The organism is Salinibacterium sp. NYA9b, from assembly GCF_976973725.1.
Map to the genome: position 1 here is coordinate 1,804,049 of NZ_OZ333476.1, position 19,670 is coordinate 1,823,718.

Here is a 19,670-nt window from a genome sequence, read left to right on the forward strand (position 1 = left end):
GTCATTCCCGATTGGGCATAACTAAGGCAAATTCGCAGAGAGCGAACTGAACTACCAGCCGATGTTCTCCACGATGAAGCCTCGAACATACGAGGTGCTCACCGTAATGAATTCGTCATCGCCCTGGGGGTTCATCAAGAATGCGCGCGCCACAAGGGCATCACTCATCTCGAGAGCCGCTTCAAGCGTGAACCGCGTTGCCGCAGAGTTCTCTACGCCAAAACGAGCCGACAGTGCTTCAACGATGCGCTCAGCAACCAACGACTTGTGCGTGCGGCCGTTCGGCAGCGGGCGCAAGTCAAGTTGATCTCCTACGCGCAATCCGCGGAAGCCCGGTTCGGTGCGGTACGTGTAAATAACGGACTCGAACGCGGTGCTCAGCGCTGTACGCCAGTCAGTGTGGGCTGGGTCGTTAATCGCATCTGTGATGCGAGTCATGACGCGCTCAAAGTTGCGCGAACCCAAAGCCTGAAGCAGAACGATGCGGTCGGGGAAGTAACGGTAAACGGTACCGATCGACGCTCCCGCGCGTTCGGCAACCATAGCGGTGGTGAGTCGCTCAATGCCGACCTCGTCGACGATGGATGCAGCTGCATCAAGTAGTGCGGTTAGACGAGCTGTGCTTCGTGCTTGCACGGGCTCGTTGCGTAGCGAGACTGCTGGTTCAGTCACGATTTCAACGGTGCTTGTTTGTGCGGACACAATGGCCCCCTTCTCGGTGTCTGATCAATCCTAACCTTTAGAACGATTGTTCTACGTGGGGTAGAAGCTCACTTTTTCTGACAAAGAGCCGTAAAATCCATATATGTGCGGTCGATTTGCTATGGACGACACGGTGAATCAGATGATCACCGAATTTGTTTCGGCGACCGGTAGACCACCTGAGGAGTGGCAAGCTGACTGGCTAGCGACCCCCATCGTGCGGCCGACCGATCAGGTGCCGATCCTGCTCAAGACGGTGAGCGACCGCGACGATTCGGAGTCAGAGGTGATCCCCCGAGCCGCACTCGCCCAGTGGTGGCTTACTCCCCCGTTCTCTCCCGTACTGCGCGGAAAGTATCCAACCTTCAACGCTCGCAGCGAGACAGTGACCGAGAAACCTACTTTTCGCTCCGCCGTAATCAACCAACGTGCCGTGTTGCCCGCGATCGGGTACTTCGAAACGCACAAGAGCGGGCCGAAACCTGTCCCCTATTACATAGCGCCGCCCCAAGGACTCCTCTTCTTCGCCGGCCTCTACTCATGGTGGAAAGATCCCGCGGCCGCCCCGAGTGATCCCGCGCGCTGGCATCTGACGACCACAATGTTGACGCAGGCGGCAACCGGAGCACTTGCCGACATCCACGATCGGATGCCGGTCATTGTCGCTAAGGACGCAATCGACGAATGGATCGACCCTCACACCCGTGGTGACCGGTTATTGGTCGACGCGATGGTTACCGCATCCGCAACGTTGAGTGAACAATTGCGCGCTGAGCCGCAGCGTTAGGCCACCAGAGCGAACGCATGTGCACCCCGGATGACCACCAGTCGCCCTAGGCTGGAGTAATGGCTCGAACCAGCACATCCAGCACTCCGTCGAAAACGGCGGGCGAGTTCCTTCATCGAGCCGCCCGCATCGAGGATTCGTTTCACCGGTGGCGCGAACGTCGTGGTCGCAAGCGCGGCCTCACCACCACGATCATCCCGTACAGCAGTTATGGTGCTCCCGGCTGGGCCCGAGTGCTGTGCCGTGTAGTGCTGACTCGAGGAACCGAGACATCAAAGAAGCGCGCCGAGAAAGTACGTGGCTGGCGCAGTTTCTTCAGCATCCCCGTTGATGACGAAGTCGTCACCGTGACCATCGGCGGAACGAAAGTGGAAGTCACCCCGAGCCGCGGTGGCGTTATTGATACTCAAATTAGTGCCACCCTCAGCCCCGGCTGGCAGACCGCCACCCTTGATTCCGCTGGTGCGGAGCCCGCGACCGCCCACATCTTCGTAGTGGACCCCCAGTCGACTTTCGGCGTGATCTCTGACGTCGATGACACCGTCATGGTTACCGCGCTTCCTCGCCCGCTTCTCGCCGCCTGGAACACCTTCGTGCTCGACGAACACGCCCGACGCCCGGTAGCGGGCATGGCCGTGCTGTACGACAGGATCGCTCGCGCGAACCCCATCGCTCCCGTGATTTATCTCTCGACCGGCGCGTGGAATGTGGCCCCAACTCTCACTCGCTTTCTTCGGCGCAATCTCTACCCGCGCGGAGCAATGCTGCTCACCGACTGGGGGCCAACCCACGATCGTTGGTTCCGCAGCGGCGCTGAGCACAAACGTGCCGAGCTGCGACGTCTAGCCGCAGAGTTTCCGAACGTGAAGTGGCTCCTTGTAGGCGACGATGGCCAACATGACGAAGAGATCTATGGCGAATTCGCTCGTAGTCATCCCGACAACGTCTCCGCCGTCGCCATCCGCCAGCTCTCGACCGGTGAAGCAGTTCTCGCCGGTGGACGTAGCCGGTCGGCAGAGGACGAAGACACGTCCTCGATCCCGTGGCGTTTTGCGCCAGACGGTGCACGCCTTGCTATTGAGCTGCGTGAACTCGGTCTCATCAACGACTAACGTCACATTTTTTGTTAAATTTGGCGCACGATGCACCGATGTACAGGGTCACGGCCTTTTACGCTGCAATGATTGAACAATGGCGTTACCTATCGAAGACTATGCCCTCATCGGCGACTGTCAGACTGCTGCCCTCATCGGAAAAGACGGCAGTATTGACTGGCTGTGCTTTCCGAGATTCGACTCCGCATCGATGTTTGGAGCGTTGCTTGGCAACGAGGACCATGGCCGCTGGTTAGTGGCTCCGCGGGCGAGCGTGGATGCTCCCGCTACCGTCACGACCACGCGCAAGTACCAAGACAACACCTTCATCCTCGTCACCAACTGGGTGACGGAAGACGGCGAAGTTGAAGTCACTGACTTCATGCCGCACGGCAACCGGCGGGCCGATGTCATCCGCCGCGTGCGCGGAATCCGCGGCAGCGTGGAGATGTACGCCGAACTGTTGATTCGCTTTGGCTACGCCACCGCTTTGCCGTGGCTGCACCAAGCGCCCGAATCGGGCGGTCACGCCATCATCGGCGTTGCTGGTCCCGATGCCATCGTTGCTCGCGGCGTTGAGATGCACGCGTCAGACCACACGCACCGTGGTGAATTCACCGTGAGCGCTGGCGAGGTTCGCGACTTGACCATGACGTGGTACCCCGCGCACCGCAATCCACCCGCCGATGTCAACGTGGATTCTGTGCTCGAGACCACAAGTCAGTGGTGGCTCAACTGGTCGGCTCATTGCGAGCCGACGGAACAGTATCGCGAGATCGTCAAACGATCGCTACTGGTTCTCCGCGTGCTCACCCACGAAGACACCGGCGGAATCGTGGCTGCGGCGACGACCAGTCTCCCGGAGTGGTTCGGCGGCACCCGCAACTGGGACTACCGCTACGTCTGGCTCCGCGACGCGGCACTGACTCTTCACGTTCTGCTCGACCACGGTTATGTTTCCGAGGCCGAAGACTGGCGCCGGTGGTTGCTCCGCGCCATTGCTGGTGACCCCGCCGATGTTCAAATTATGTACGGACTGTCGGGAGAACGTTGGCTCGAAGAGCGCGAACTCACCTCTCTGCCCGGCTACGAGGGCGCGTCGCCCGTTCGTGTGGGCAACGGCGCGTTCGACCAGTTCCAAGGCGATGTTTTTGGCGAAGTTATGGTGGCCCTTCAGGCTGCTCGACGCTCCGGCGTGCACGAGAACGACTTTTCGTGGCCCCTGCAGCGTGCCCTCATGTCTCACGTTCAAGACAATTGGAAACGCCCCGATAACGGCATCTGGGAGATCCGCGGGCCAGAACGTCACTTCACTCACTCTCGCGTCATGCTGTGGGCCGCGATGGACTGCGCGATCACTGCCGTCGAAGAGTTCGGTCTCGATGGCCCCATTGAGACGTGGAAAGAGATCCGCGAAGAGATTCACCAAGAAATCGAGCGCGAAGGCTGGGATGCCGAACGCGGCACCTACACGCAGTATTACGGTGGCACCGGAGTCGATGCGTCGCTACTGCAACTCCCCCAGGTCGGCTACCTTGCCGCTGATGACCCCCGCATGCTGGGAACAGTCGCTGCGATTGAAGAAGAGCTGCTCTCCGATGGGCTCGTGTTGCGCTACCTCACCGAAAGTGGCGTCGACGGGTTGCCTGATGGCGAAAACCCGTTCCTCACGTGTTCCTTCTGGTTGGTTGAGCAGTACGCCTCCTCCGGCCGGATGGATGATGCGACGACTCTCATGGATCGTCTCGTCGGCTTTGCGAACGACGTCGGACTCATCAGCGAGGAATACGACACCGTGAACAACCGCCAGGCGGGAAACACCCCTCAAGCACTCAGCCACTTGGCACTCGTGCGCGCCGCCGATGCAATTTCGGAAGCAAAGATGCCCCGGTGAAGTTTGTAACGACGCTCGTTATTGCACGTCGTTCTCCGCTGCTGCAGGTAGTTAAAACATCTGTCGCAGCAATTATTGCGTGGCTTGTAGCGGGCTTCGTCGTGCAACAACCGCTTCCCATTTTCGCCGCGATCGCGGCGCTGCTTGTGGTGCAGCCCAGCGTCACGCAGTCGATCGAAAAGGGCCTCGAGCGCAGCATCGGTGTGGTCGCGGGAGTCGTTATCGCTCTCGGGGCTGGGCAACTCTTCGGAGACTCCAGCTGGGTCATCCTGATGGTGATCGTGCTTGCAGTGGTGCTCGCGTGGGCGTTGAAACTCAGTGCGGGGTCTGCCAACCAGATTCCCATCAGTGCCATGCTGGTGATCGCGCTGGGTGGCCAGAATGCTGAATATGCCGTTGATCGCATAATCGAGACGATCATCGGCGCCATGATCGGTCTCATCGTGAACCTTGCGATTGTTGCGCCCGTCATCGTGAGTCCCGCGCACACTGCGGTGTCACTGCTCACTAAGCACACCGCAGCTGCGCTAGAATCCCTCGCTTCCGCACTACGCGCACCAAAAACGGATGCCGAACTCGATGTTTTGCTTGCCGACTCACGCCACCTCAAAGAGCTTCGCGACGCCGCCGCCGCCGCCCTGCGCAAGGGTGCAGACAGCTTGACGTTGAATCCCCGGCGCAGCAAACACCACCGGATGCTGCACCGCGACCGGGAGCTCTTCACGATGCTCACCGTGCTTGTGACACGAACGCTCGGGATGGCGCGTGCCATTCACGACCGCTACGACTCCGACCTCGCGACCGACCCCGTTGCGCTGTCTATCGCGGGCGAGCTCGAACGCGCCGCCCACGACCTGCGGCTGCGTGGCCGTTCCCCGAGCGAGCGAGAAGCCGCGCCTCCGACGCGGGAACTGCTTACTCTCACCGCTCCGCTCACTGTGTTGACACCGCATCCGCAGCACTGGATCTTGATCGGTTCACTACTGGAGGATGTTCGTCGCGTGCACGAAGAAATCGTCGGCGACAAGCCAACCGGCTAGCAATTGAGCCGGCGAGCGTCGTTCGTCAGCCTGCGATCGTGACGCAGTCAGCGAGACAGTGCACGAAGCGACCGGTCTCGCCCGATAGGCCGCGGCGCAATTCGAGTAGCTTCAGCGCAGCCTCGTCGATGACAGCTTCGTCGAGTTCACCCTCGTCAATAGCGTGCGACACGGCCGTCACGATGCCGGAAGCATCAACAGCGCCGACATACAGGAGCATCGTGTTGCCCGCCTCGATAGCGCGCACCGCGTTAGCGATCTGGTCGGAATATTCCGCTACTCCGGAGCGTTCCAGCATGCCCATGTCATCGGTGATTGACACCCCATCAAACCCCAGATCGTCGCGCAGGATGTCATGCCAGCGTGCCGAAAAGGTGGCCGGCTCCGGGTCAACCGCGGTGAACTGAAGGTGCCCAAACATCACGAGCGGTGCGCCGGCGGCGATGCCGTCTTCGAACGGCACCGCGTGAGTGGATTTCCAGTCGTCAAATGACAGCGCAGTCGTCGGAATACTCGAGTGTGAGTCCCCCGCCGCTGCCCCGTGACCCGGAAAGTGTTTGAGAGTGGAAAGAATCGGAGATTCACCCTCCACCGCCTCGGCGACGCGAGCCCCGGCATCCGCCCCCGTGCCGCCAAACGAGCGTTCGTAGATAAAGCTTGATTGGTCGCTTGCCACGTCGGCGACGATTCCGAAGTTGACTGACACCCCCACCGACTCGAGCAGGGCGCCGCGTTGGGCAAAGGCGTCGAAGGTGGCTTGCGGGTCACGATCGCGCAGTTCATTGGCCGATGCCGCGTCATCCGTCGGAACGCGACGCACGATGCCGCCCTCCTGGTCGGTGGCGACCAATACTGGCAAGCCAGCCTCGTCACTGAGTGCTGCGGTGTCCGCGGTGAGCTGGCTGAGCGTGCTCGGGATGTTGTCGCCCATCAGGATGAAGCCACCGACATCCGCGAACTCCGCGCTGATCCGCTCGGCCGGAGACACTCCCGGAATGTGCACCATGAGCATGCTCAAGACTTTTTGCCTCACCGTCATCGTGGAGAGACGATCGCGGGCATACTGCGCAATCGGATCGGCCTGCACCGGATCCGCACGCGGCGCAAAGGTCGGTGCTGGCACGACGGCAGACTGCGTGGTGGCCGTGCAGCCGACGAGCGCGACGGCGACAGCAAGTGCGACCGCAAACGCAGGAAGTCGGCGCGCACTCGTCATGCTGCGATGGTACCCGGGATCAGAAAACCGAGGTTAAGAAAGCCACGTGAGGGAGGCGAAATCTTCGGCGGTGAGGCCAAACTCGTCTGTTGCATGGGCGACCGTCGTGCGCACGTCGGGCACCTCGACATTTTTGCGCGTAATGATGTCGATCCCCGACGGGGTAAGCCTCGACCGCGAGAACCGCAACACAACGGTGTCGAAAGCGTCATCGGCCCCGACTACCTGCCAGCGGCTCGTCAACACTTTGAGCCAGCCCTGACCGCGCCACACAAATTCGTCGCCCAGCAGCCGGTCTGTGCCCACGATTGTCTTCGTTTCGCCGGAACGGGTGGTGTAGCTGACCGTGTCGGAAAGCGTGAGCTCTTCGCCCTCTGCAGGCTCATAGGTGAACTCAGGATTGTGACGGGTGCCATCGAGCCACATCGGAAAATTGGTCGCCGCAATCGCCCACGTACCTGGCAGCTTGGCGGCGAGCACCGAAGCATCAAAAACATCACTCACAGGATCAACATAGGACACAATGTCTGTGAGTAAGCATCACGACTCGTGCCAAACGTTACTCTTGCCTCATGTTGCGCGCCCTTGCCCGGTCCACCCACCCTGGACCCACCGTTGCCGTAACCCTCATTGCGTGCGCGTTGGCGTGGGGTGCCGGCCTCGACGGCTGGCACGTTGCTGTAGTGACGGTCATGATTCTGCTCAACCAGATCTCCGTTGGACTCTCCAACGACTGGCTTGATGTCGCCCGCGATCGCCGCACCGGACGCACAGACAAACCCATCGCGAGCGGCGAAGTGTCGACACGACTCGTGGCGACCATTGCCATCGTCTCGGCAGTGGCATCCGTCGGTCTGTCGTTGACTCTTGGCCCGCTCGCCGCTCTCGCCCATGCTGTCTTTCTCGCCAGCGGCTGGTTCTACAACCTCGGACTCAAGTCGACGGCTGCCTCCGTCGTGCCGTACATCACCGGCTTCGGGGCCCTGCCCGCCATCGTGACACTGGCCGCGCAACCGCCGCACCTCGCAGCGGCGTGGGTGATCGCCGCCGGGTCGCTGCTCGGCGTGGCCGCGCACTTCAGCAACGTGCTTCCGGATTTGGAGGATGATCGGGAGACCGGTGTGCGGGGGTTGCCGCACTACCTTGGCTCCCGAGCATCCGGAATCATCATTGCGGTCAGCCTCGTGGCCGCATCGCTCACCATTGTGTTCGGACCGGGCACACCACCCACCATCGTCGGCTATCTCGGCGTCGCCGCGATCCTCGCGATTGCCGTCGTGAGCCTGACGCTCATCGCCCGCAACATCATGAAGCGGATGCTGTTTCGCCTCAGCATCGCCGCGGCGCTGATTAGCGTGGTGCTCTTGTTGCTGTCGGCACCGCAGCTCAGCTAACGCGCTCGGCTGAGCCGCCGAACAGCAGAGCAACCGAACCGCAGAGCGGCCTCAGGACAGCGGCGGAGCGGCATCCGGAATCGCAGGATCTGCCGAAGAGGCATTGCGGATGCCTAGGAACGACACCAGCGCCCCGGCGAACAGCAGCGATGCCATCACGATGACAACCCGGTGAAAGTTTTCGGGAGCAAGCGGCCCCACGACGATCACACCGATGAGGGCGACGGTGATGAGCCCAGCGATGCGGGACACGGCATTGTTGACGGCAGAACCGATGCCGGCCTGTTCCGCGGAGATCGCCCCCAAGATCGCTGACGTGAGTGGAGCAACGGTCATCGACATGCCCACGGCGAAGAGAAGCACGCCCGGCAAGACCTCGGTGAAGTAGTTCACCGTCTCTCCCATCCCCAAGAACGTGATGTAGCCGCTGGCACCCAAGAGCGGCCCGAGCGTCATGAACCAGCGAGGCCCATACCGGCCGCTGAGCCGCCCAAAGTAGGAAGAAAGCAGGATGATGCCGATCGACGATGGCAAGAAGGCCAGCGCCGCAAAAGTGGCCGAGTAGCCCGCCACTTCTTGCAGGTAGATGACGACGATGAAACCGCCGAGCGCCAGCCCACCGTAAATGAACATCGTGGCGATATTGCCCATACTGAAATTGCGGTGGCGGAACAGCTCGAGAGGCAACATGGGCTGCGGCGCCCTGCTCTGCCAGAACACGAAAGCGACAAGGCTCAGGATGCCGACCACGAGAGGTACGAACACGACGGGGCTCCCCCAGCCGTAGTTCCCTTGCTCGATGAGCGCGAAGACGGGGCCGCCGAGACCGACGATTCCCAACACTGCACCCAGGTAATCGATGCGGGTATTGGCCTTACGTTCGTCTTTGTGACCGAGCAACACGATCATCCAGAGGGTGACGGCAATCGGGATTACATTGATCGCGAAGACAAGGCGCCAGCTCAGAAGGTCGACGAAGAGTCCACCGAGAACGGGCCCGACGAGAAAGGCGGCGCTCGTCCACGCGGTCCATTGGCCAATCGCGTGCGCCTGAGCAGCACCCCGGAACGACGACATGATGAGCGCCAGCGAACTCGGAACTAACAAGGCTCCAGCCACCCCTTGCAGTCCACGGAACGCAATCAGAAATTCTGCCGTCGGCGCGACCGCGATCAACAGCGACGCCACCCCAAATCCGATAAGCCCGACGCGCACAATCACGATGCGGCCGAAAACGTCGGAGAGTGACCCCGCCAACAGAATGAGCGAACCGAGCGTAATGAGATACGCATCGACAACCCACTGCTGCGTGCTCAGCCCACCGCCCAACTCAGCACTGATCGCCGGAAGGGCAACGTTAATGACAGAGCCGTCGAGAAACGCTACAAAGGACGCGAGAATCGCGACAACGAGAACGAAACGCTGATTGCGGAGCATAGAAGAATTCAACACCGATCTGGGCGCGAATATGCCGAGCCGCGGCTAATCAAGGCGAGTGAATCCCGTCACGCGAACCACAGCAATACCCTCAACGGCAGATTCGGCGAGGTCAACCGTCGCCGTAATCGCCCAGTCGTGGTTGCCCGCGGGGTCTTCAATGATCTGACGCACGTGCCACTGGCCCGGCTCCTCGGTGATGGCGATCATGGCGGGGCCGCGCGCGTCGCCCGCCACCGAGAGGGTGTCGTGCTCGTCGAAGTAGCGGTCGAGTGCCTGACCCCAGGCCTCCTCATCGAAGCCGGCTGCGGCATCCAGCTCGCCAAGAGCGACCGCATCGTCGCGGGCCGCCAGCTGCACACGGCGGAACATTTCGTTGCGCACGAGCACCCGGAAGGCCCGACCATTCGTGACAACGGATGCCGGGGTCGGCGGCAGCACGGGCTCGCCGCTGGTGGCGGAGTCGACCCCCGCTGTCATGGCTTCCCACTCGTCGATGAGGCTCGAGTCGACCTGGCGCACCAGTTCGCCGAGCCACTCGATGAGGTCGAGAAGTTCGTCGGTTTTGGCGTCATCCGGAATCGTTTGACGTGTTGCTCGGTAGGCATCGGACAGGTAGCGCAGCACCAGACCTTCGCTGCGCGCAAGACCGTAGAAGCCAACAAAGTCGGCGAAGGTCATGGCTCGTTCGTAGAGGTCGCGCACGACAGTCTTGGGACTGAGTTCGAAGTCGCCGATCCAGGGCTGGCTCGCGCTGTACATGTCGAACGCCGCCGTGAGCAACTCTTCGAGCGGCTTGGGCCAGGTGACTTCTTCGAGCAGTTCCATGCGCTGGTCATACTCGATGCCTTCGGCCTTCATCGCCGCGACGGCTTCACCCCGGGCCATGAACTGCTGCTGCGACAGAATCGGTCGCGGGTTATCGAGCGTTGCTTCGAGTACCGAAATCATGTCCAGCGCATACGTGGGTGATTCCTTGTCGAGCAGGTCGAAGGATGCCACGGCAAACGGCGAGAGGGGTTGGTTGAGAGCGAAGTTCGCCTGCAGGTCGACGGTCAGTCGAATCTCAATACGTTCGTCGAAGCTCTCGACTTCTTCGCCATCCACGATCATGGTGTCGGAGACGCGGTGTTCTTCGACAATCTCGGCGGTGCGCAGGGTGCGGTAGATCGCCAGCGCCTGCTTCGCCAGTTCACGTTGCTTGGTGCGGGGTTCGTGGTTGTCTTCCACGAGAGTGCGCACGTTCGAGAACACATCTCCCCCGCGGGCGATCACGTTAAGGATCATGGCGTGATTCATGCGCATGTTACTCGTGAGCTGCTCTGGCTCGGCCGCGATCATGCGGTTGAAGCTCGCTTCGCTCCAGGTCACGAACCCGTCGGGAGCCTTCTTACGCACGAGCTTGCGCAGCTTCTTGGGGTCGTCCCCCGCTTTGGCCACCATCTTGGCGTTGTCAGATTCGTGTTCGGGCGCTTGAGCGACCACTGTTCCGGCGGTGTCGAAGCCGGCACGGCCCGCTCGGCCCGCGATCTGGTGGAATTCGCGCGCGGTGAGCTGGCGCATCCGAGTTCCGTCGTACTTCGTGAGCTGGGTGAGCAGAACAGTGCGGATGGGCACGTTGATGCCGACACCCAGAGTGTCGGTTCCGCAAATGACGCGCAGCAGTCCGCGCTGAGCCAGTTGTTCGACGAGGCGACGGTATTTGGGCAGCATGCCCGCGTGGTGCACACCGATGCCCGAGCGGATGAGGCGTGACAGCGTCTTACCGAACACCGTCGTGAAGCGGAAGTCACCAATGGCATCAGCGATCTCGTCGCGTTGCTCGCGCGTCACGACCTTGAGGCTCGTCATCGCTTGGGCACGCTCCAACGCAGCGGCCTGCGAGAAATGAACAATGTAGATCGGGGCTTGGCCCGTCGAGAGAAGATCTTCGACCGTCTCGTGAATCGGGGTGAGCGCCCACGAGTAGTGCAGAGGAACGGGGCGTTCCACACCCGTGATGAGGCTCGTCTCGCGGCCCGTGCGGCGGCTGAGGTCATCCGCCAACGGCTGCATGTCGCCGAGCGTGGCCGACATCAACACGAACTGCACCTTCGGCAAGATCAGCAGCGGCACCTGCCACGCCCAGCCGCGATCGGGGTCGGCATAGAAATGGAACTCATCCATCACTACCTGGTCGACCCGGGCATCCGCGCCTTCACGCAGCGCAAGGTTGGCGAGGATCTCTGCCGTGCAACAGATGATGGGCGCATCCGCGTTGACGGATGAATCGCCGGTGACCATGCCGACGTTTTCGGCACCGAAGACCTCGACGAGCGCGAAGAACTTCTCACTCACCAGCGCCTTGATCGGGGCCGTGTAAAACGTGCGTTGGCCCTGGGCCAGCGCGATGGCGTGCGCGGCAATAGCGACGAGAGACTTGCCCGTGCCCGTGGGGGTTGAGAGGATCACGTTCGCGCCCGAGACGAGTTCGATGACGGCTTCATCTTGCGCGGGATAGAGAGTCAACCCGCGATCGGATGCCCACCCGACGAAAGCGTCATAGGTTGCGTCTGCGTCAAAGGGCGTCGGAAGCGCATCCAGAAGTGAGGCCATTGTTCCACCGTAGCCGGGTCAGCAACCCTCTGAGCACGCTAGCTGAGCGCGAGCATCACCGAAGCGACGAGGGCGAGCAGCATTCCGAGAAGCTGAATACGGCTGACCTTCTCGTGCAGCGTGAAGCGTGCGAGCACAATCGTGGCGAGCGGATACAGGCTCACGAGCACTGAAACAACCGCCAAGCTTCCCGCCTGAAGCGCAAAAAGAATGAACGCATTGGATGCCCCAACGAGCACACCACCGGCGGCGGCAAGAATGCGCGCCCGGCTCACACTCACGACGGGCCCGCCCTCGGGCTGGTGATCGAACTGGGCGAAGAAGCCGCGCAGCGGAGCACTCACCCGGGTGAAGGCAAGCAGCAGGAGCATCACGGCGAGTCCCACCAGAATCTCGACGACCACGGTGGCGAGTCCCGCGGATTCTGGCGCATGGTCAAGAGCGATGAGGGCACCACCGAGACTGACCCCGGACACAATGCTGACCACGACGGTGCGGGGGCGAACCCGCGCAGCAGAATCTGAGCGAGTGACCGACACCAACAGAGCACTGACGAGCGCGAGCACTATGGCGATCCACGCTTGCGCCGGGAGTTGTTCGCCCGCAATAACCGCAAACGCGACCGGCACCACCGCACCTACAACCGCGATCAATGGCGCGACCAAGCTCATCGGGCCATCCGCGAGGGCAGCGTAGAAGGTGAGCAACCCCACGATGGCGGCCACGCCGGAGACTCCGCCCCAGAGCAGGGCACCCGGTTCGAAGCTCACGGGAACGAAGAGCATCGCAATCAGGAGAGAGACGGTGGCGAAGACGTGGATGATCGTGGTTGCGGGCACCACCCGCAAGCGTCGAGTGCTCAAGCCTCCGAAGAAGTCTGAGACACCGTAAAACACGGAGCCGGCGAGGGCGAGCACGACGCTGAGGATCATTCCGCCAGCATACGGCTCGTACGCTCCCGTACGAGCCAAACGTGGCTGCCGGCGCGGGTAGAATTGGGTGTGCTTAATTCCAGCGATCTCCCCGAACATGACCCCGCCGTTGTGGATCCGGGTGAGCTTGAAACCACGCTCAAGGTGCTCAGCCAGATGGCCGGCATGGACGAGGAGCACCCCGACTTCGTGACGGTGCGCCGCGCTACCGCCGCCATGTTCAAGGCCGTCAAGAAGGAGCGTCGTCTTGAGAAGCGCGCCGCGATCGCCGATGCCGACCGCGAGGTGATTGCGGCAACAGCCACGGGCGCTGCCGACCGCATCGATGACGAGACTCGCGGCATCCCGATTTCAACGAATACTGAAGCGCCGACGGCGGGCGAGCTGATCAAGGCGCGCCCCTGCTACATCTGCAAGCAGCCGTATACGACCGTTGACTCGTTTTACCACCAGCTCTGCCCGAGCTGTGCAGCGTTTAACCACGCCAAGCGTGACGCCCGCACCGATCTCACGGGCAAGCGTGCCCTGCTCACGGGTGGCCGCGCCAAGATCGGCATGTACATCGCGTTGCGTTTGCTGCGGGATGGCGCGCACACGACGATCACGACCCGCTTTCCGCGGGATGCCGTTCGTCGTTTTTCGAGCTTGCCCGATTCAGCAGACTGGCTGCACCGGCTCCGTGTTGTCGGAATCGACCTCCGCGATCCCGCTCAAGTGATCGGGCTCACCGAGTCGGTTGCGGCCCAGGGCCCGCTCGACATTCTCATCAACAATGCGACTCAGACGGTGCGCCGCTCCCCCGGTGCCTACCAGCCGCTCGTCGACGGCGAACTGGCACCGCTGCCCGATGGCCCGTTGCCCGAGCTCACGACCTTTGGTCACACGAACGACCCGCATCCGCAGGCGCTCGCGCAGTCCGTGTCGGCTCACCCGATTTTGGCTGCAGCAGCGACGCGGGCGGAAGAACTTACCGAGCAAGCGATGACCGCTGGCTCGAGTTCGCTTGAGCGCCTCGCTGCGGGCACGGCGATTGATGCTGGCGGGCTCGTTCCCGACCTCGACTCGATCAACTCGTGGACCCAGCATGTCGACCAGGTTGACCCGCTCGAGATGCTCGAAGTGCAGCTCGCGAACACCACAGCGCCGTTCGTGCTGATCTCAATGCTGCGTCCCTCGATGGCAGCCTCCACTGCTCGACGCAAATACATTGTGAATGTGTCGGCGATGGAAGGCGTGTTCGGTCGCGGTTACAAGGGGCCAGGGCATCCGCACACCAACATGGCGAAGGCAGCCGTGAACATGCTCACCCGCACAAGCTCGCGCGAAATGTTTGAGAGCGACGGCATTCTGATGACGAGCGTCGACACCGGTTGGATTACGGATGAGCGCCCCCACCCGACCAAGGTGCGGTTGGCAGAAGAGGGCTTTCATGCGCCGCTCGACCTCGTCGACGGTGCGGCCCGGGTCTATGACCCGATCGTGCGCGGCGAAGACGGCGAAGATCTCTTTGGCATCTTCTTGAAGGACTACGACAAGAGCTCATGGTGACCCCTGCCGAGTTTCTGAAGGCGACCGCGAGCGGTACGCGGGTTGTCGTGCGTCATCTGATTGAGGATGGCCGCGCCACTGACTCCCTCGGCTACTTTCATCTCGCCGACGACACCCACTGCGTGGTTGCGACCAATCGCGGTCTCGAGACGATTGAATTGGCGAAAGTAATCGCCGCCAAAGAGATCCCGCCACCCCCGGCACCCCGCCCCCGGACAGGGTCTCCCGAATAGTAGGGGATCAGCGTAATGAGGCGTAGGATTCTCGCTGGACTATTGGCCACTAGTGAATTGGTAAGTTGGAACCGTGGGCGTAAGAATCGAACGAATTGACCTTCCCGGTTTTGGCGTGCGTAATGACGTCATCACCACGTCAGGATGCCGCGTCAGCGTGGTTTCGCTGCGATCAGGAGAACGCGATCTCGCTTTCTTCAACGCGGATGACCCTGACTCGAACGCGGCGTCAATCTCGTTGAGCGATGATGAAGCATCCGCCATCGCCGAAGTTCTCGGGTCGTCGCTCACGCTCAGCCGCCTGTCTGCGCTCGGCGAGAAGGCCGAGGGGCTCTTCACCGAAGAGATCTCGCTGCCCAATGGCTCCGGCTTCGTCGGCCACCCCATGGGCGCCATGAAAGCCCGCACCCTCACGAGTGCCTCCATCGTTGCCATCGTGCGTGGCAGCGATGTTGTCGCGTCGCCCGGCCCCGAGGTCGTGTTCGAGTCTGGTGACGTCATCGTTGCTGTCGGTACTCGCAAGGGTCTCGACGCCCTCGGCAAGCTCATCAATAACGGCCCCAGCTAAGAGCTGCGTATGCATGAGACGACGCAGCTACTCATCGAGGTTGGCGCTCTCCTGCTCGTGCTCAGTGTGCTCGGCAGAGTTGCCGCACGCTTTGGGTTTTCGGCGATCCCTCTTTACCTTCTCGCCGGTCTCGCCGTCGGTGAGGGTGGTCTCCTTCCGTTGCAAGCCAGCGAAGAATTCTTCGAAGTCGGATCACAAATTGGCGTGATTCTGCTGCTCGCCATGCTCGGCCTTGAATACTCAGCCGAAGAACTCATGTCGAACCTCAAGACCTCGCGGCTTTCGGGAATTCTGGATGGCGTCTTCAACGCTATTCCCGGTGCCCTGTTTGCGATTCTGTTGGGCTGGGAACCGGCCGCCGTTGTTGCTCTCGCCGGAGTGACCTGGGTGTCATCATCCGGAGTTATCGCCAAAGTCGTACGCGATCTTGGGCGTCTCGGTAACCGCGAGACGCCGGTAATTCTGTCGATCCTGGTGATGGAAGACCTCGCCATGGCCTTCTACCTGCCGGTGCTTTCGGCTCTTGTCATCGGCGCTGGTCTCATGCAGGGTGCCATCACGGTGGCGATCGCTGTTGCTGTTGTCGTCACCATCCTCTACGTAGCGCTGCGCCACGGACGCTTCCTGTCGCGGCTGCTCCCCGACAAGAATGCGGAAGCACTCCTGCTCGGCGTTGTCGGGCTCACGATGCTCGTCGCCGGCCTCGCCGAAGGAGTGAACGTTTCAGCGGCGGTTGGTGCATTCCTCGTGGGCATCGCCATCTCCGGACCTGTCGCGCACCAGTCTGCCCAGCTCATCACTCCCCTGCGCGACCTGTTTGCCGCCGTCTTCTTCGTGTTCTTTGGGATCTCCACATCACCAGCAGACATCATCCCGGTGCTGCTTCCCGCGTTCGCCCTCGCCGTGCTCACCATCGGCACAAAAGCGTTCTCGGGCTACCGGGCCGCGAAGCGCGCCGGAATTGCGGCGCCCGGTCGCTGGCGCACCGGATTGGCCCTCACGCCGCGTGGAGAGTTCTCCATCGTGATCGCGGGGCTCGCGGTCGGTGCCGGCATCGAACCGATGCTCGCCCCTCTCGCCACCGCCTACGTGCTCATGACAATCATCGCCGGGCCCCTGCTCGCTCGCATTCCCGACACCGCGTGGTTCAAGGCCCGCGTGCGCAAGCCAGCCGCTTCGGCGCCCACGACGCCGGTAGCGACCGCCTAATTCCCATTTACCGGCTCGCTTTAGTTCGTAGCTATGAGAATCAGAATTCTGTCACGACAATAATCAGAAACGGATAGATGATTAACCCGACCATCACGATCACTCCCGGAATAGAAACGCTTCCAATGAGGCGACGACCACCTGACGCAACGCTGCGCGGGCGCAACGACTCCTGGCGTGGATCCCGGTAGCGCTTCGTCTGACTGATGGCCTTCGCGGCAACCACATCGACGATCGCTAAGAGCTGTCGATGCAGTTCCGGCTTCCTCAAATCGAATTCTTCGGAAGGGTAGACGAACAGCCAGTTGTCGACAATCTCGACATCGAAACTTGCGGACTGGTCGATGAGAAGCGCCATCAGGTCCGGCGTGAAAATATAGAGGGCGTCTCGCTCGTATCCGACTGGACAATATAGCGTGAAGTACTTATCGAAGTCACCCTCGAGACTCAAAATTTGATCTTTGGCTAGAGGGCGAAGCGCGCTAAACATGATGAGGGAGTTGTTCCGACGGGCGTCAAGCACTATGTGAGGCAGTGAAGTCTCGAGCTTGATGGCCAGGTAACCACCGCCACTGCTGCTGCTTTTATGAGAGCTTTGCGCGTCGAGCCGGGTCATGTTGCCGTATTCGAACGACTCTCCCTGGCTGGGGCGCAAATACTCCCTCAGCGTTACCGAAATACCTCCGCCGAATCGCAGCCCAGGACGGAGTGGATCGCTGCCAGCGACATCGAAGATAAGCCCGTTCGCCGATGCAAACCGGCGCAGGCGGTACCGCTTCGCGTCAGTTAACCCTTCGATCAGGACGTTGCGAAACGCCATTAGTGCGCGCACGTACCCAAAGGCTAAGAGCGCGATGATCGGTCCTAAAACTACGAATGGCCGCCAGCTCAGAGTTTCCCATTGCGATTCGCCCGCTACGAACAGGACGGCCATCCCTACGAAAAATGCCGACAGAAGCACTACCAGAACGCCGACGAGGGCCGCAACCACACCCCAGGCGCCGCGATCGAATTTATGAGATTCCGGCGCCTCAGCGGTGGATCTCTTGAGGTCTGCTCGATCGATCCGCTCTGTCAACGCGATGTAGTCGATCGTCTGCCCCATGCCATAAGAGTAGCGGTCGAGACTCAACTAATCGCGCTGAAGGGATTACTCCGCACTCGGAGCGGCTTGGCCTTCCAAGTCGGAGAACTTCTCGGCCATTGTCGGGTTGCCCTTGGTCAGCTTCTTGATAGTTACGTCTTGAGCCTTGTCGTTGGCAAGCCGCAGGTTGCGGTTGGTACCGAGCAGAGCATCCTTGGTCTTCTGCAAGTGATCAATCGACTTGTCGATCTCATCGATTGCGGTCTGGAACTTGCGGGATGCCAGATCAAAGTTGCGCGCGAAGCCTGACTTGAAGGAGTCCAACTCTTCCTCGAAGTTCGTCACGTCGATGCTCTGCGCTTTCACCAACGCAAGTTCGTTCTTGTAGGTGAGCGAGTTGAGCGCCGCGTTGCGCAGCACCGTGATGATCGGGATGAAGAACTGAGGGCGAACGACGTACATCTTCGGGTAGCGGTGCGAAACATCCACGATGCCCGAGTTGTAGAGCTCACTCTCGGGCTCAAGCAACGAGACCAGCACCGCGTACTCACAGCCCTTTTCGTTGCGATCCTTGTCGAGTTCTTTCAAGAAGTCTTCGTTGCGTTTCTTGGTCGCGGTCGTGTCGGCTTCGTTCTTCATCTCGAACATGATCGAGACGATCTCGGTGCCCGACTCATCCGCCTCTTTGAAGATGTAGTCGCCTTTGCTGCCACTGCGAGCGTCATTGTCTTTCTCGAAGTACGCGCGCGGGAAGGCTGTGGCGCGAATCTGGTTGAACGTGGTCTCACAGTGGATCTCGAGCGTCTCACCGATCATCTTGGTCGAGAGGCGCGCCTTCATATCGCGCAGTCGCTCAATCGCATCGTCGCGATCCTTGATCTGCGTCTCGTACTTGTCTTTCATCGACGTCTCGGCGAGCTTCTTCTCCAGCTCCACCCGCTCGAGGGTGCCCTTGAGCCCGTCGCGCTCCTTCTCCACGGCGCTTACCGCGGCAGAAAGCGCCAGTTGCTGCTCCGAGCCCGCTGCCTGAAGCTTCGACTTCAGCAACTGAATTTCGGCTTCCTTCTCGGCTGTCGCCTTCTGCAGCTCATTGACCCGCTTGGCCTCGGCGAGATCGGTCGCAGCCTGGCGCTCTCGCTGAGTCTTCTCAAGCTCATTCGCGAGAGAATCGCGCTCGGTCTGCACAGCACTCAATGCTTCAGACACCGCGAGCTTCTGGGCAACAGCGCCCGCATCGAGCTGTGCCTTCAGCTCCTGAATGGCAGCATCCTTCTTCGATGCCTCCGCCTGCAACTCGCGCGCGACCTTCGCCTCGGCTAGCTCAATCTCGGCCTTCTTCGTTGCCTCGGCCGATTCCAGTCGCTCGTGCAGTTCACTCTCGAACTCGCGGTCGCGAATCTGCTTCACGATGTCGGCATAGCCTGCCTCATCTATCGTGAACGCTTTGCCACAGTGAGGGCAGGTAACTTCGTGCATCGGCGCGTAATCCATTCGTCTCAACGTTCAAATGGATGCACGCCGGCTGCGGTTACTTCGCGCGACGCTCTCCAGATCGTTCTCGCTCAGGCTAGCGGCTGCGCGGATGCCGTGGGAGTTGCCGCACTGCATCAAGCGCCGGGCGGGAACAAAAAAGCCCCGCAATCTTTACGATTGCGGGGCTAGATGGTGGATCCAAGGGGATTCGAACCCCTGACCCCCTGCATGCCATGCAGGTGCGCTACCGGGCTGCGCCATGGACCCATCTGTTTTGTTTTGTTTCGAAAACGCAACTTGTCAAGATTACTACACGCTTGGCGCATCCAGAACCATCTGAGCGATTCCCAGCCAATTGTCTCTGAAAATTGTGGGGAAAGAGTGGAGGGCGGCCAGCATCCCGATGGATGCTGGCCGCCCTTCTCACCATGAAGTGCCGCTTACGCTAGGCGCATTTGGTTTCT

The 19,670-nt window shown here is 61.1% G+C and carries 17 protein-coding genes and 1 tRNA gene; 9 read left to right on the forward strand and 9 right to left on the reverse strand.

What is annotated here, in order from left to right; all coding sequences use genetic code 11:
• Positions 1-51 precede the first annotated feature (51 nt).
• Entirely contained in the window at positions 52-702 is a 651-nt protein-coding gene (locus tag ACWFSR_RS08600; RefSeq protein ID WP_197105854.1) for a TetR/AcrR family transcriptional regulator, read from the reverse strand.
• 103 nt (positions 703-805) lie between these two features.
• Between ACWFSR_RS08600 and ACWFSR_RS08605 the strand changes: the two genes are divergently transcribed.
• The 4 genes from ACWFSR_RS08605 to ACWFSR_RS08620 all read left to right on the forward strand — a co-directional run bounded on the left by ACWFSR_RS08605 (position 806) and on the right by ACWFSR_RS08620 (position 5,517).
• The gene (locus ACWFSR_RS08605; RefSeq protein ID WP_447522173.1) at positions 806-1,489 is read left to right on the forward strand and encodes an SOS response-associated peptidase; all 684 of its coding nucleotides are present in this window, start codon (positions 806-808) and stop codon (positions 1,487-1,489) included.
• Positions 1,490-1,548: 59 nt separating this feature from the next.
• The gene (locus ACWFSR_RS08610; protein WP_197105856.1) at positions 1,549-2,601 is read left to right on the forward strand and encodes an App1 family protein; all 1,053 of its coding nucleotides are present in this window, start codon (positions 1,549-1,551) and stop codon (positions 2,599-2,601) included.
• Between the two features lie 79 nt (positions 2,602-2,680).
• Complete coding sequence (locus tag ACWFSR_RS08615; RefSeq protein WP_447522174.1) at positions 2,681-4,477, forward strand: glycoside hydrolase family 15 protein; 1,797 nt, start codon at positions 2,681-2,683, stop codon at positions 4,475-4,477.
• Positions 4,474-5,517, forward strand: coding sequence for an FUSC family protein (locus tag ACWFSR_RS08620; protein ID WP_447522175.1), 1,044 nt, complete (start codon positions 4,474-4,476; stop codon positions 5,515-5,517). The genes ACWFSR_RS08615 and ACWFSR_RS08620 overlap by 4 nt, the downstream gene beginning before the upstream one ends.
• A 25-nt stretch (positions 5,518-5,542) precedes the next feature.
• Here the strand turns inward: ACWFSR_RS08620 and ACWFSR_RS08625 are convergent, their stop codons facing one another.
• Both ACWFSR_RS08625 and ACWFSR_RS08630 read right to left on the reverse strand, forming a co-directional pair.
• On the reverse strand, positions 5,543-6,733 hold the full coding sequence (locus tag ACWFSR_RS08625) for a glycoside hydrolase family 3 N-terminal domain-containing protein (RefSeq protein WP_447522176.1): 1,191 nt from the start codon (positions 6,731-6,733) through the stop codon (positions 5,543-5,545).
• Between the two features lie 33 nt (positions 6,734-6,766).
• On the reverse strand, positions 6,767-7,237 hold the full coding sequence (locus ACWFSR_RS08630) for a hypothetical protein (protein WP_307783856.1): 471 nt from the start codon (positions 7,235-7,237) through the stop codon (positions 6,767-6,769).
• A 68-nt stretch (positions 7,238-7,305) separates the two neighbouring features.
• Here ACWFSR_RS08630 and ACWFSR_RS08635 point away from each other — a divergent pair, with 68 nt between their 5' ends.
• Complete coding sequence (locus ACWFSR_RS08635) at positions 7,306-8,127, forward strand: UbiA family prenyltransferase (RefSeq protein ID WP_447522177.1); 822 nt, start codon at positions 7,306-7,308, stop codon at positions 8,125-8,127.
• A gap of 51 nt (positions 8,128-8,178) precedes the next feature.
• Here ACWFSR_RS08635 and ACWFSR_RS08640 read toward each other — a convergent pair whose 3' ends face one another.
• From ACWFSR_RS08640 to ACWFSR_RS08650, 3 genes are read right to left on the reverse strand one after another with little or no spacing between them, the layout of a single operon-like run.
• Positions 8,179-9,564 carry a DHA2 family efflux MFS transporter permease subunit gene (locus ACWFSR_RS08640; protein WP_197109817.1) on the reverse strand — a complete coding sequence of 462 codons (1,386 nt, stop codon included), beginning with the start codon at positions 9,562-9,564 and terminating at the stop codon, positions 8,179-8,181.
• Positions 9,565-9,609: 45 nt separating this feature from the next.
• A complete protein-coding gene (locus ACWFSR_RS08645; protein ID WP_197105863.1) occupies positions 9,610-12,159 on the reverse strand; it encodes a DEAD/DEAH box helicase in 2,550 nt (849 codons plus the stop codon).
• 38 nt (positions 12,160-12,197) lie between these two features.
• The gene (locus tag ACWFSR_RS08650; protein ID WP_447522178.1) at positions 12,198-13,091 is read right to left on the reverse strand and encodes an EamA family transporter; all 894 of its coding nucleotides are present in this window, start codon (positions 13,089-13,091) and stop codon (positions 12,198-12,200) included.
• 69 nt (positions 13,092-13,160) lie between these two features.
• On the opposite strand from ACWFSR_RS08650, the gene ACWFSR_RS08655 reads away from it, so the two are divergent.
• The 4 genes from ACWFSR_RS08655 to ACWFSR_RS08670 all read left to right on the forward strand — a co-directional run bounded on the left by ACWFSR_RS08655 (position 13,161) and on the right by ACWFSR_RS08670 (position 16,649).
• Positions 13,161-14,639, forward strand: a complete 1,479-nt coding sequence (locus tag ACWFSR_RS08655) for an SDR family NAD(P)-dependent oxidoreductase (protein ID WP_447522179.1) — start codon at positions 13,161-13,163, stop codon at positions 14,637-14,639.
• Positions 14,633-14,872 (forward strand): hypothetical protein, encoded by a 240-nt coding sequence (locus ACWFSR_RS08660; protein ID WP_447522180.1) that lies wholly within the window; start codon positions 14,633-14,635, stop codon positions 14,870-14,872. Before ACWFSR_RS08655 ends, ACWFSR_RS08660 begins: the two co-directional genes overlap by 7 nt.
• A gap of 73 nt (positions 14,873-14,945) precedes the next feature.
• Entirely contained in the window at positions 14,946-15,440 is a 495-nt protein-coding gene (locus ACWFSR_RS08665; RefSeq protein WP_197105867.1) for a cation:proton antiporter regulatory subunit, read from the forward strand.
• 9 nt (positions 15,441-15,449) lie between these two features.
• On the forward strand, positions 15,450-16,649 hold the full coding sequence (locus ACWFSR_RS08670; protein ID WP_197105868.1) for a cation:proton antiporter: 1,200 nt from the start codon (positions 15,450-15,452) through the stop codon (positions 16,647-16,649).
• 40 nt (positions 16,650-16,689) lie between these two features.
• Here the strand turns inward: ACWFSR_RS08670 and ACWFSR_RS08675 are convergent, their stop codons facing one another.
• The 3 genes from ACWFSR_RS08675 to ACWFSR_RS08685 form a co-directional block, all read right to left on the reverse strand.
• Entirely contained in the window at positions 16,690-17,754 is a 1,065-nt protein-coding gene (locus tag ACWFSR_RS08675; RefSeq protein WP_447522181.1) for a hypothetical protein, read from the reverse strand.
• Positions 17,755-17,799: 45 nt separating this feature from the next.
• Positions 17,800-19,224, reverse strand: coding sequence for a DUF2130 domain-containing protein (locus tag ACWFSR_RS08680; protein WP_447522182.1), 1,425 nt, complete (start codon positions 19,222-19,224; stop codon positions 17,800-17,802).
• Positions 19,225-19,396: 172 nt separating this feature from the next.
• A tRNA-Ala gene (locus ACWFSR_RS08685) sits at positions 19,397-19,473 on the reverse strand.
• Positions 19,474-19,670: the final 197 nt, after the last annotated feature.

Bases quoted from the DNA above. Each gene is read 5' to 3' on its own strand.
- ACWFSR_RS08605 (WP_447522173.1), top strand. From the start codon at position 806: ATGTGCGGTCGATTTGCTATGGACGACACGGTGAATCAGATGATCACC.
- ACWFSR_RS08610 (WP_197105856.1), top strand. From the start codon at position 1,549: ATGGCTCGAACCAGCACATCCAGCACTCCGTCGAAAACGGCGGGCGAG.
- ACWFSR_RS08615 (WP_447522174.1), top strand. From the start codon at position 2,681: ATGGCGTTACCTATCGAAGACTATGCCCTCATCGGCGACTGTCAGACT.
- ACWFSR_RS08625 (WP_447522176.1), bottom strand. From the start codon at position 6,733: ATGACGAGTGCGCGCCGACTTCCTGCGTTTGCGGTCGCACTTGCTGTC.
- ACWFSR_RS08635 (WP_447522177.1), top strand. From the start codon at position 7,306: ATGTTGCGCGCCCTTGCCCGGTCCACCCACCCTGGACCCACCGTTGCC.
- ACWFSR_RS08640 (WP_197109817.1), bottom strand. From the start codon at position 9,564: ATGCTCCGCAATCAGCGTTTCGTTCTCGTTGTCGCGATTCTCGCGTCC.
- ACWFSR_RS08645 (WP_197105863.1), bottom strand. From the start codon at position 12,159: ATGGCCTCACTTCTGGATGCGCTTCCGACGCCCTTTGACGCAGACGCA.
- ACWFSR_RS08650 (WP_447522178.1), bottom strand. From the start codon at position 13,091: ATGATCCTCAGCGTCGTGCTCGCCCTCGCCGGCTCCGTGTTTTACGGT.
- ACWFSR_RS08660 (WP_447522180.1), top strand. From the start codon at position 14,633: ATGGTGACCCCTGCCGAGTTTCTGAAGGCGACCGCGAGCGGTACGCGG.
- ACWFSR_RS08670 (WP_197105868.1), top strand. From the start codon at position 15,450: ATGCATGAGACGACGCAGCTACTCATCGAGGTTGGCGCTCTCCTGCTC.
- ACWFSR_RS08675 (WP_447522181.1), bottom strand. From the start codon at position 17,754: ATGGGGCAGACGATCGACTACATCGCGTTGACAGAGCGGATCGATCGA.
- ACWFSR_RS08680 (WP_447522182.1), bottom strand. From the start codon at position 19,224: ATGGATTACGCGCCGATGCACGAAGTTACCTGCCCTCACTGTGGCAAA.